At 56.7% G+C, this 12,014-nt stretch carries 11 protein-coding genes; 3 read left to right on the top strand and 8 right to left on the bottom strand.

The features are described from left to right. Positions 1-35: 35 nt before the first annotated feature. Complete coding sequence (locus tag R8G34_05565; GenBank protein MDW3222346.1) at positions 36-1,721, top strand: chloride channel protein; 1,686 nt, start codon at positions 36-38, stop codon at positions 1,719-1,721. Positions 1,722-1,725: 4 nt separating this feature from the next. Here R8G34_05565 and R8G34_05560 read toward each other — a convergent pair whose 3' ends face one another. The 6 genes from R8G34_05560 to R8G34_05535 form a co-directional block, all read right to left on the bottom strand. After that, complete coding sequence (locus tag R8G34_05560) at positions 1,726-2,070, bottom strand: DUF427 domain-containing protein (protein MDW3222345.1); 345 nt, start codon at positions 2,068-2,070, stop codon at positions 1,726-1,728. A gap of 74 nt (positions 2,071-2,144) precedes the next feature. Continuing rightward, a complete protein-coding gene (locus R8G34_05555; GenBank protein ID MDW3222344.1) occupies positions 2,145-3,935 on the bottom strand; it encodes an aminopeptidase P family protein in 1,791 nt (596 codons plus the stop codon). A 49-nt stretch (positions 3,936-3,984) separates the two neighbouring features. Next, positions 3,985-5,862 carry a cobaltochelatase subunit CobT gene (gene cobT / locus R8G34_05550; GenBank protein ID MDW3222343.1) on the bottom strand — a complete coding sequence of 626 codons (1,878 nt, stop codon included), beginning with the start codon at positions 5,860-5,862 and terminating at the stop codon, positions 3,985-3,987. Beyond that, positions 5,859-6,566 carry an aspartate/glutamate racemase family protein gene (locus R8G34_05545; protein ID MDW3222342.1) on the bottom strand — a complete coding sequence of 236 codons (708 nt, stop codon included), beginning with the start codon at positions 6,564-6,566 and terminating at the stop codon, positions 5,859-5,861. Before R8G34_05545 ends, cobT begins: the two co-directional genes overlap by 4 nt. Before the next feature lie 4 nt (positions 6,567-6,570). After that, positions 6,571-7,557 carry a cobaltochelatase subunit CobS gene (gene cobS / locus R8G34_05540; GenBank protein ID MDW3222341.1) on the bottom strand — a complete coding sequence of 329 codons (987 nt, stop codon included), beginning with the start codon at positions 7,555-7,557 and terminating at the stop codon, positions 6,571-6,573. A gap of 123 nt (positions 7,558-7,680) precedes the next feature. Continuing rightward, positions 7,681-8,307: a J domain-containing protein gene (locus R8G34_05535; GenBank protein ID MDW3222340.1), complete on the bottom strand. Its 627-nt coding sequence runs from the start codon at positions 8,305-8,307 to the stop codon at positions 7,681-7,683. Between the two features lie 74 nt (positions 8,308-8,381). Here R8G34_05535 and R8G34_05530 point away from each other — a divergent pair, with 74 nt between their 5' ends. Next, positions 8,382-8,639 (top strand): BolA family protein, encoded by a 258-nt coding sequence (locus tag R8G34_05530; GenBank protein ID MDW3222339.1) that lies wholly within the window; start codon positions 8,382-8,384, stop codon positions 8,637-8,639. Between the two features lie 9 nt (positions 8,640-8,648). Here the strand turns inward: R8G34_05530 and R8G34_05525 are convergent, their stop codons facing one another. Continuing rightward, positions 8,649-9,122, bottom strand: a complete 474-nt coding sequence (locus tag R8G34_05525) for a DUF4177 domain-containing protein (GenBank protein MDW3222338.1) — start codon at positions 9,120-9,122, stop codon at positions 8,649-8,651. A 99-nt stretch (positions 9,123-9,221) separates the two neighbouring features. Continuing rightward, positions 9,222-10,748, bottom strand: a complete 1,527-nt coding sequence (gene gatB / locus R8G34_05520; GenBank protein ID MDW3222337.1) for an Asp-tRNA(Asn)/Glu-tRNA(Gln) amidotransferase subunit GatB — start codon at positions 10,746-10,748, stop codon at positions 9,222-9,224. Between the two features lie 607 nt (positions 10,749-11,355). Between gatB and R8G34_05515 the strand changes: the two genes are divergently transcribed. Then, entirely contained in the window at positions 11,356-12,006 is a 651-nt protein-coding gene (locus R8G34_05515) for a transglycosylase SLT domain-containing protein (GenBank protein MDW3222336.1), read from the top strand. Positions 12,007-12,014: the final 8 nt, after the last annotated feature.

The following is a 12,014-nucleotide window of genomic DNA, read 5'->3' as shown; positions in this document are numbered from 1 at the left end:
TTGGCCTAGACAGGAAGCAGCCAGAGTACGTATTGATGCCCAGCCCAAAGCGATCCATCCTGTCAAAGCAGCTTGACCTAGCGCTCACCACCTGTCGCGACGGGTTACGTGTGATCCGACATCGCGGACCTAATCAAATCCAGTTTTGGTTCATCGCCCTGGTTGTCGGGATTGCGGCCGGCTTTGCAGCATTATTTTTTCGCAAGGGTGTCAATGCTCTACAAACCTATCTCTATGGCACTGAAGACGTGCGCCTGCTGCACAGTTTTGCAGAGTCTCTACCGTGGTATCTGGTCCTGATCATCCCGATTTGCGGCGGATTGGTCGTGGGTTTGATCCTGCACTTTTTCACAAATGACGGGCGTGCCAGATCTGTGGCCGATGTCATCCACGGAGCAGCGATGCACGACGGGCGGGTCGAGGCCCGGGCGGGCCTGGCATCTGCACTTGCCTCCTTGATCACGCTGGGTACCGGCGGATCTACTGGTCGGGAGGGTCCGGTCGTTCACCTGGCGGCCGTGATTTCCACGTGGGTGAACCGGCGCATACACGCGGATGGGATCACGGGGCGTGACCTGTTGGGCTGTGCCGTCGCGGCAGCGGTATCGGCCAGTTTCAACGCCCCGATTGCAGGCGCGCTCTTTGCGCTTGAGGTGGTGTTGCGGCATTTCGCGGTGCATGCCTTTGCTCCGATCGTGATCGCCAGTGCCGCGGGTACGGTGATCAACCGGCTCGAATTTGGGGACGTCACCGAATTTACGCTGTCCACCACCGGGGCTGTGCAGTTTTATCAGGAAATGCCTGCTTATCTGTTGCTGGGTCTGGTCTGTGGGGTCATTGCGGTGGCCTTCATGAAAGCTGTTTTCTGGGCGGATGATTTCGGCACGATGGTTCAGGAAAAGACCAAATTACCGCGGTATCTACGCCCTGCTCTTGCCGGGGCCATGCTGGGTGGTTTGGCGATCTATTTTCCGCATATTATCGGGGTCGGCTATGAAACGACTTCTTTGGCATTGACCGGTCAACTCGCGCTGTGGAACGCAATTGTGTTTGCCGTCCTCAAGGCCGTGGCCGTCGCCATCACCATGGCAGGCCGTATGGGTGGTGGGATTTTCTCGCCTTCCCTCATGGTGGGGGCCCTGTCTGGGTTGAGTTTCGGGTTAATTGCAACCAGTGTTTTCCCTGATGTCTCCAGCTCACTGACTTTATATGCGTTGACGGGCATGGGGGCGGTTGCTGCTGCCGTGCTCGGCGCGCCGATTTCAACCACGTTGATTGTGTTTGAACTGACAGGGGACTGGCAGACCGGGCTTGCCGTCATGGTAGCCGTATCGATGTCGACGGCACTGGCGTCGCGGCTGGTGGATCGCAGTTTTTTCCTGACCCAACTGGAGCGCCGTAAGGTGCATTTGGCAGCCGGACCACAGGCCTATCTCCTGGCGATGTTCCGTGTGGGTCCCGTTATGCGCGCCACGGACGACCCGCGCGCAGCCAGCGAAGAGGAATGCTGGGAAATGATCGGTGATGGCATTTACATTGACAGCAATGCCACACTGGAATCCGCGATGCCGATGTTCGAAACGGGTGTGCGATTCATACCCGTCGTCACACTCAGCGCGGATGCATCACCCCCGGCGTTGCACGGCGCGTTGTTTCACGTGGATGCGCTTAAAGTGTATAATCGCGCGCTGGCTGCGACCGCCGCCGAAGAACACTCATGACGCGCTAAATCTGTTCGACGGTCACATCGCCATTGCTGTAGAAAGCCAGATGATCCTTGATCCGCGCAACAGCTTCTTTCGGGGCTTCATAGGACCAGACCACATTCGCCAGTGTTGTGCTCTTTGTGACGACCGAAAAGTAATTGGCATCACCTTTATGCGGGCAATGGGTGGATTTATCGGTGCGGTCCAGAAACGCCATGGCGATGTCACCACGCGGGAAATAGATTACCGGCGGGTAGTCTCCTTCGATCAACTCCAGCGCAGCCGCGCTTTCGCCCAACACGGCACCACCAGCGCGCACGCTCCATGTCCCATCGGCTTTGCGAATTGTGATGTGGTCAGCCATGACAAGCGTCTCCCCTATGACGTTTCATTCTCTCTGCGCATGTTTGGTAACATATTCATGACGCCCAAAAGGGGTCAGATCGGCGCGGTCGCCGCATCCAACCATGTTTTGGCGGCGGGGGATAGGCGCGGAGTGATTTTTTCTGCAACCTCAGCGTGATAGGCATTCAGCCAATCGCGTTCAGGTGAGGTCAGCATGGCAACTACGATCAAACGGCGGTCAATGGGGGCAAAGGTCAGCGTGCGCCAGTTGAGCATTTTGCGATGCGTGTCTCCGCCGGGCAGATCCGGGGCGTCCTGCGCCACAATCAGGTTTTCAATGCGAATGCCAAAGGCCCCTTCGCGGTAATAGCCCGGCTCGTTTGACAGGATCATTCCGGCCTCAAACGGGACATGGCTGATCCGGCTGAGCCTTTGTGGTCCTTCATGTACGCTCAGATACGCGCCGACCCCGTGTCCCAACCCATGATCGAAATCCTGTCCGGCGAGCCAAAGCGGCATGCGCCCGACGGCTTCGATATCACGCCCGGCAAGACCTTGTGGCCAGCGCAGGCGACTCATCGCGATCATGCCTTGCAACACGCGGGTAAATGCCTCAGCCGCCTCCTGTGGCGGCGCGCCGATGGCAATGGTGCGGGTAATGTCCGTCGTACCGTCCAGATATTGACCGCCACTGTCGAGCACGATCAATTGTCCCTCCTGCAGCGGGCTGTCGGTTTCCTCACTTACGCGATAATGCATGATCGCGCCGTTGGGGCCGGTCCCAGCGATGGTTTCAAAACTGATGTCCTGAAGCGCATTATCGTTGCGCCTGAAGGCTTCAAGCTTTGAAACGACATGCGTTTCATGCAGGCTGCCTACGGGTTGAGCATCAAGCCATGTCAAAAGTTCCACGACGGCTGCACCGTCGCGTAGATGCGCTGCGGCAGCCCCTTCGATTTCCGCGGCGTTCTTGCGTGCTTTTGGCAAGGCACACGGGTCTCCGTCAAACGCCGCCCGGTTCGCAAGTGTTTCCGAGAGGAGGAAGGGGACAGTACCTTTGTCCACGCGCACTGGACCTGCAAGGTCCTTGACCGCACTCACCAGATCATCCGGGGCATATACCGTCACATCTGGACCAAGATGGTCCCGCACTTCTGTCAGCTTTTGTGTGTCCATGAACAGATCCACGGCGCCGGTGTCATGCAAGATGGCGAAGCCCTGTGCAATCGGGTTGCGCGGAATGTCTGCCCCTCTGATGTTGAGCAGCCAGCAAAGTGAATCCGGCAGCGTGATCAGCGCGGCCTTATGTCCATCATCACGCAATTCCTGCGCTAGGCGTGCGCGTTTGTCTGCGTGGCTTTCGCCTGCAAATTCAAGCGGATGCACCTTTGCTGGGGCCATCGGTGTGTCAGGCTGATCCGCCCAGATGCGATCCACCAGATTGGCATGCGGACGCATGGAAATGCCGGTCTTTGAAAGAGTTTTTTCAAGGGTTTCGATCTGACCTGCACTGTGCAGCCACGGGTCAAAGCCAACCAGCCCGCCATTGGGCAGTTTTTCTTCCAGCCATGCGGCCAGCGACACATCCGGCCATGGGACCGGCGTGTAATCAGCGGCAACCTGTGCCTTGACCTGCGTGCGATAGCGCCCGTCGATGAATACGCCTGCGATGTCTTTGAGCGCGGCACAAAAACCGGCGGAGCCGGTAAATCCGGTCAACCAGGCGAGGCGTTCATCGCGCGGTGCTACATATTCACCCTGATGCGCATCCGCGCGTGGGATCAGAAAACCGTCCAATCCATCTTTGGCCAGTTCATCACGCAAAGCAGCCAATCGGGGTGGGCCCTGTTCGGGGCGCGCCGTTACCTCAAAGGATTGAAACATAGATCGTGCGCCCTTTTTGTATTCATCAAAACCCAACGTCTGGAATGCATTACCCCGCGCGTTTCATGCCCATCACACGGGCCCGCGCGCGAGGATCATTGTCAAAGAGTGCGGCGAGTTGTTCGGTCATAGCGCCAGCCAGCTGATCCACATCGGTGATCGTCACCGCGCGGTCATAGTACCGCGTCACATCATGCCCGATCCCGATCGCCAGCAATTCCACAGCGCGGCGTTTTTCGACCATGGCGATCACATCGCGCAAGTGTTTTTCCAAATAATTGGCCGGATTCACCGACAGCGTGCTGTCATCCACGGGCGCGCCATCAGAAATCACCATCAGGATTTTGCGCGCCTCATGGCGCATCAGCATGCGGCGATGCGCCCATTCCAGGGCTTCGCCATCAATGTTTTCCTTGAGCAGGCCTTCTTTCATCATCAGGCCCAGATTAGGGCGCGTCCGGCGCCACGGGGCGTCGGCTGATTTATAGATGATGTGGCGCAGATCGTTCAGACGCCCGGGCTGTTGTGGCCGCCCATCATTCAGCCATGCCTCGCGCGCCTGACCACCCTTCCAGGCCCGCGTGGTAAAGCCAAGGATCTCGACCTTCACATTGCACCGCTCCAGCGTGCGCGCCAGAACGTCCGCGCATATTGCGGCAATCGAAATGGGCCGGCCGCGCATGGAGCCGGAATTATCCAGCAGCAAAGTCACGACTGTGTCGCGAAACTCAGTGTCCTTTTCGACCTTGAAAGAAAGCGGTGTTGTCGGGTTGGCCACAACGCGCGCCAAACGCCCGGCGTCCAGCATGCCTTCTTCGAGGTCAAATTCCCAGGATCGGTTTTGTTGCGCCTGAAGGCGGCGTTGCAGCTTGTTCGCCAACCGGCTGACCGCGCCCTTCAAAGGCTCCAACTGTTGATCCAAATAGGCGCGCAGGCGTTCCAACTCAATGGGATCGGCAAGGTCCTCCGCACCGATTTCCTCGTCATGATCGCTCATGTACACAAGGTAATTGGGGTCTGCATCGGAGGCTTGGGGCGGGGCAGGTGGCTCCATCGGGGCCTCCCCATCCGGCATCTCCGCTTCCTCGCCCATCTCCTGATCCGCCATGTCGTCCATGGAGACCTGAGCTTGTGCCGCGTCCTGCTGCTCTTCCTGCGACTGCTCGGGGGAGCCCTCGGATTCCTCGTCGTCCTGATCATCCTGACCGGTGCTGTCGGGATCGTCCTGCTCGTCCGCGCCCTCTTCGGCCTCGTCTTCCTGATCCTCGTCAAACTGATCGGGGTCATCGCCCAACTGATCGCCATATCCCAGATCAGAAATCAATTGACGTGCCAGTTTGGCAAATGTCGCCTGATCGCTGAGCGTATCATCAAGGTTTTCCAGCGTACCGCCGCATTGATCCTCAATGAACCCGCGCCACAACTCCATCACGTTCTGCGCACCGGACGGCAATGCGCGCCCTGTCGCCAGATGCCGGATCAAATAACCGGCGGCCGTGGCCAATGGCGCATCCGAGGCTTGACTGACTTGATCATAACCCTTGCGCATCGCCTCATGGGCGATCTTGGCGTCAATGTTGCCTGCCGTACCGGGCATGTCCCGCGCGCCCATCGCCTCGCAGCGCGCGGTTTCCATGGCCTCATAAAGGTCGCGCGCCATCTCGCCCTGTGGCTGGTACTTGGAGTGGGTCTGCCCATTGTGATAGCGCCGGTTCAGCGCCAAGGCATCCGCCGTGCCCCGCGCCAACATCACCTCGTCACGTGTCATGCGTCGGCTGACTTGCGGCAAACGCATGGAATCGCCGGACATACCCGCAGGATCTACTGAATAAGATACGGTCAGCTCCGGGTCATGCGCCATGACTTTGGTCGCCTCGGAAAGCGCCTTTTTGAATGCGTCAGCGGGGTTGTCAGAGGGTTTGCTCATATCTCTTTGCCTTTCACCGCTTGCGGCACCGTCGCTTTGCCCTCCGCCAAATCTGCCAGAAGCACAATATGCGCATCCAGCGCATCGACCACTTTAAAGCCCGGATCGTATCCGTCAAATGCCAGTCCCAGGTCCGTACCTGCAAGAACGATGGCATCCACGCCTTGTTCCTCGATCATACGTTGACCGGTCTCGAAAAAAAACGAGCGGTCCGCATCCGTGCAGGCACCGCGCAACGCCATGTCGAGATACGTGCTGGCCACAAGATCCAGACTTCTGTCGGGTGCAACGGCGCGGGTATGCGTCAATTGACCATAAAGCCCGGTGCGCATGACGACGCCCGTGCCCAGTAAACCAACAGAGCGCATACCTTGCGCTTTGAAATAGCTATCCAGTGGCGCAACACCGCTCACCAGTGGTAAGGAGCTGATCTCTTCCGTTTCCTTATAGCAGAAGTGCCCGCCTAACGAAGTTATGGCGGCACACTCGGCGCCAGCAGCTTTCAGACGGCCAATCAAGTCGGCGTATGTCGATGCTTGTGCTGCCCGATTATCTGACAAATTGTTGGCGACAAGCTCATCGGCGCTCGCGTGAACGATCGTTAGTTCCAGTTTCTTTTTGCGTTCCCGCATCAACGCAGTCAGCCGCTGGTAATAAACCACCGTGGCTGCTGGGCCGATACCGCCGATCAACCCGATGTGCATGTGCCTATCCTAAACTCACGCTTGCAGCGCTTTCTGGCAGTTCCTCGTCAAACAGACGCTGGTAAAACTCCGCTACAGTCTGACGTTCCAGTTCGTCGCATTTGTTAAGAAACGACAGGCGGAAAGCATAGCCCACGTTGCGGAAAATCTCAGCGTTTTGCGCCCAGGCAATGACCGTACGCGGTGACATGACGGTCGACAGATCACCGTTCATGAAGGCCGTGCGCGTCAGGTCCGCAACGGTCACCATCTGCTTGACGATCTTGCGGCCTTTTTCGGTGTTGTAATGCGGGTTTTTGGACAAAACGATTGCCGTTTCCGCATCAATGCTCAGGTAATTCAGCGTCGCAACCAGTGACCAACGGTCCATCTGGCCTTGGTTGATCTGCTGCGTCCCGTGATAAAGGCCCGTCGTATCACCCAAACCCACCGTGTTCGCCGTCGCAAAAATACGGAAAAACGGGTGTGGCTCAATGACTTGATTTTGATCGAGAAGAGTCAGTTTGCCATCCACTTCCAGAACGCGTTGGATCACAAACATCACATCTGCACGACCCGCGTCATATTCATCAAACACAATAGCCGTTGGGTTGCGCAGCGCCCATGGCAAAATGCCTTCCTGAAAATCTGTGACCTGCTTGCCGTCTTTCAGTTTGATAGCGTCCTTGCCAATCAAATCGATCCGGGAAATATGGCTGTCGAGGTTGACCCGCACTGTGGGCCAATTCAACCGCGCGGCGACCTGTTCGATGTGAGTTGATTTCCCCGTGCCGTGATAGCCTTGAATCATCACCCGCCGGTTGTGGGAAAAACCCGCCAGAATCGCCAGCGTCGTATCAGGGTCGAACTTATAGGTGGTGTCCAGTTCCGGCACACGATCGCTGCGATCAGCGAAGCCTTTGACAACCATATCGGTATCGATGCCAAAGACGTCGCGGACGTGGATTTCTTCGGTTGGCTTTGTGTTGATGTCCAGTGCGCCGTCGGCCATGAGGTGTCACCCTATCGTAAGAATATGAAATCAGAGGCCGTTTTGACCCGGCCCTCTGGTGCAACATATATCGCGAAGGTGCAAGGGGAAGGGCGGTCCAGTTGACGCAATTCCGTAGCGCCATCAATCCTTGAAATTACGGCTGCCTTTAATCTGATCCCAGGCCCAGACAACTTCCTGCAATTGCTCTTCCTGGCTGCGATCTCCGCCATTCATGTCCGGGTGCAAAACTTTGATCAGAGCTTTGTAGGTCTTGCGTACTTCCGGTTTCGTCCAGGTGTCCTTGGCTTCCAGGATTTCAAGCGCGCGGCGTTCGGTCGGGGGCAGGCGACGACCGGCCTGCGGTCCCTTGCCGGGGTTTTGCGTGGCATTCGCACCCAGCACCTGATGTGGGTCCTCGATGCCCAGACGGGCCCATGCGCGTGCTTCGGGATCCCCCATCGGTTTTGTATTGCGTTCCCAGACCTTGTCCTTGGACATCTGCGCGTTCAGTTCCGCCTCAGTAGTTCCATCAAAGAAGTTCCACTTCAAATTGTATTCGCGCACATGCGCCTGACAGAACCAGAAGAAATCATCCAACACATCCGGCGCTTTCGGTGCGCGGTATTTCCCGGCCTCCTCACACCCGTCATGATCACACACCCGCGTGGACGTTTCGGACGCCCCGGACATGCCACGCCGACCGCGTGGGTTTTTCTTCTTGGAGGAAGAGACGGACATATCGAATCCGAATGGATCACTTTTTGGCATATTGGCACCTATACGAGTCGAGGCCGCTTAGTTTAGACTGCGTGTGAAAAGAGGGAAGGGGCAAAGACAAAAAAATGTCGAAACGCCAAGAGATTGAAGATCGGTTGCGGAATGCATTTGCGCCCCGCGAGCTAGAAGTGGTCGATGACAGCGAAAGCCATCGCGGACATGCAGGATATCCTGAGGGAGGTGAAAGTCATTTTAACGTGGCGATCCGTGCTGAGCAATTCAAGAGCATGAACAGGGTTGCGCGCCACCGAGCCGTCCACGCCGCACTTGGGCCTGATTTGATCGCTCGCATTCATGCGCTCTCTCTTGATCTGGACGTTTAAGGTCGACTTCTAGTCATTTGATTTCTCAGTGTTTCGGCTTGCTGCGAGTTGTTTTAAGGAATTTGTCATACCTGCGACATCGCTGGGCTCTTCCACACCGTTGTCGCTCAGCATTCTGGTCGCACCTTCACTTTGCGAGGCATCATCATCGGGTGTTTGGGGAGTAGCAATGACGGGGTCCTGCCGGATGTCGATTTCCTCTTTTGACGCCGTCGCACCGTCCGCCAAAACGAGTTGCGGCTGCGCTTCTTCTTTCGCGCGACGAAAAACCAACACATTGCGCCAGTTGGTCGCAGAGGAGGTCAACCCGGACCTTTCTATCGAGGGAAGCGTTTCGGCGCGCTGATACTCCCAACCCTCTGCCGCCATCTCGTTCATCACTTCTTCGAGCGTGTGTGAAAAGCGATCCTCTGGTGTTTTGATGCCTTTGGCTTTCACACCGCGTGTCGGGGCAGTGATCACCCGGTATTCGTAATTTGCCATCCCACGTCTCCAATTTTGCGCGCCCAAGGTGCTTTGGTGCATTGACCCTTGCCGTCTGCGGTCGGTTTTCGCGATCAATGCAGGTCTGTGCTTACGCGTTCAACCCTTCAGTTTTTGCGCCACCAACTGATTCACGGCCTTGGGGTTGGCTTTGCCGCCCGTAGCTTTCATGACCTGTCCCACAAACCACCCGGCAAGTTTCGGGTTTTCGCGTGCTTTGGCGACTTGATCGGGGTTGGCAGCAATAATCTCGTCTACAGCGGCCTCAATCGCGCCGGTATCTGTGACCTGTTTCATGCCACGCGCCTCGACGATCTCGGCGGGATCTCCGCCCTCTGTATAGACAATTTCGAAAAGCTCTTTGGCGATCTTGCCCGAAATTGCATCCGATGCGATCAGATCAAGAACGCCACCCAGTTGGTCCGGGGAAACCGGGCTGTCTGTGATATCAGAATCGTCTTTTTTAAGGCGTCCAAAAAGCTCGTTAATCACCCAGTTCGCGGCCATCTTGCCATCGCGTCCTGCCGCAACAGCTTCAAAATAACCGGCGGAGTCCAGATCAGCGGTTAGGACCGATGCATCATAATCAGACAGGCCAAAGTCACCCATGAAACGGGCTTTCTTGGCATCTGGCAGTTCGGGCAGATTGGCGCCGATGTCATCTACCCACGCCTGTTCGATCACCAATGGCAAAAGATCAGGATCGGGGAAGTAGCGATAATCATGCGCCTCCTCCTTGGACCGCATCGAGCGTGTTTCATTCTTGTCCGGATCATAGAGACGGGTTTCCTGATCAACGGAACCGCCGGCTTCAACGATCGCGATCTGGCGTTTGGCTTCGACATCGATGGCCGCCTGAATGAAGCGCATGGAGTTCATATTCTTGATCTCGCAACGCGTGCCCAAATGGCTGAAATCCTGTGTCGCCTGATATTTTTCATATTGGCCGGGTCGGCAGATCGACACGTTCACATCCGCGCGCATCGCGCCAGATTGCATATCGCCATTGCAGGTGCCCAGATATCGCAGGATCTGACGCAACTTGGCGAGATAGGCGGCGGCCTCTTCGGGCCCCCGAATGTCGGGGCGCGAGACGATTTCCATCAACGCCACACCGGTGCGGTTCAGATCGACAAAGGACATGTTGGGATCCATGTCGTGGATGGATTTGCCCGCGTCCTGTTCCAGATGGATGCGTTCAACCCGCACCAGACGGGCGCTTGGTTTTTCACCGGCCCCCGCCCCCATTTCGACCAAAACTTCGCCCTCGCCCACAATAGGATGGTAAAGCTGCGAGATCTGATAGCCCTGCGGGAGATCGGGGTAGAAATAGTTCTTACGATCAAAGGCGCTTTCCAGATGGATTTGCGCCTTGAGGCCCAGCCCTGTGCGCACGGCTTGCTCGACACAATATTCATTGATTGTGGGCAACATGCCGGGCATCGCCGCATCGACAAAGGATACGTTGCTGTTGGGCTCTGCGCCGAACTTCGTTGAGGCGGCGGAAAACAGTTTGGCGTTGGAGGAGACCTGTGCATGCACTTCCATGCCGATCACTAGTTCCCAATCGTGCTTTGCGCCTGAAATGGTCTTTGGTGTCGGCGTTTCATAGGTCAAATCAAGCATTACGGTCCCTCATCAGGCAGGTCTGATCGTGCCAGAGGTCTTAGGCCAGTGCGCGATGTGCTGCAAGCCCTTCGCAGAGGCGCGCTGGTTTGCGTGCCACGAGGTCTCTCAGACGGATCGATGTTGGGATCATATGGGGCTATGTGCGACGCGATCCTGCTCACGAAGGTGAGGCTGTGGTTGGTGCGCAGAACGATCAGGCAAACTCATAAGTCGAAAACGCAGCTTTCGATGGCGTTCTCAGACGTAAATTATCGTCATGATCAGCCCTATGACATTGCTGTGTCGCTCTCCTCTGATCGTCGTAGCAACGTCTGTTGCAGCCGTGTGCGCTCTGTGACTTTGACGGAATGTGGCGTTTTCTTAACACCGTGCTGCGGAGTATGTTCGGCGCCATGCTTACCCGCGTACTTTGGGATTGAAAAACAGCCCATGCGCAAAATTGCCGTTTTGTATTTTGGGCTTTTTGAAAATGTCTGATTGGAGTTTGGTCTTCGTAATGCCATTTTTGCCTCTGCCTGCGTGAGCGGATGTGCCGCCGCGTGGCCAAATCCTGCAGCGCGACAAATGCTTGAAATGACGCATCCGATTGACGCATAAAGGCGGGATGAAGATGTTTTTGTTTTTGTTGTCCTGTCTGATGTATCTGCCGGCTAACGGCGTATTGGCCTCTGATGCGCAGTCGCCGTCAAAGATCGCACCGCTACCGCAAATGCGGTGGAGCCATATGCCAAACCATGTTCTTTGGAATCAGGCTGCGCTGGAAGCTCTGCGCAATCATGGCCAACCCCTTACCGACATGGTGCCCGAAGATATTGAACAGTGGTGTCCTTATTACGAAGAGGCCGACGAAATCGGGCGCCAGGCGTTCTGGGTTGGCTTTATGTCTGCCCTGGCAAAGCACGAGAGCACTTATCAGCCTTGGGCCGTAGGGGGCGGCGGCAAATGGTTTGGGCTCTTGCAGATCGCGCCAGCGACAGCGCGAGGATATGAGTGTCGCGCAGGGTCCGGCGAGGCGCTCAAGGACGGCGGGGACAATCTCAGTTGCGCCATTCGTATCATGGCGGTGACGGTGCCGCGAGACGGCAAGATTTTTGGCAAGGATAACAACTGGCGGGGTGTGGCGGCTGACTGGGGTCCGATGCGCAGTTCCACCAAGCGTCAAGATATTTCGGCCTGGTTGTTGGAGCAACCCTATTGCAAGGCCCCGCCAAAACCAGTGCGCGCAAAGCGAAAGCATCGCCCAACCAACAGATAGGCCCTGTG

The sequence above is a fragment of the Paracoccaceae bacterium genome (assembly GCA_033344815.1).
Taxonomy (GTDB): Bacteria; Pseudomonadota; Alphaproteobacteria; order Rhodobacterales; family Rhodobacteraceae; genus Roseobacter.
This window is presented reverse-complemented; position numbering and strand designations above follow the sequence as displayed.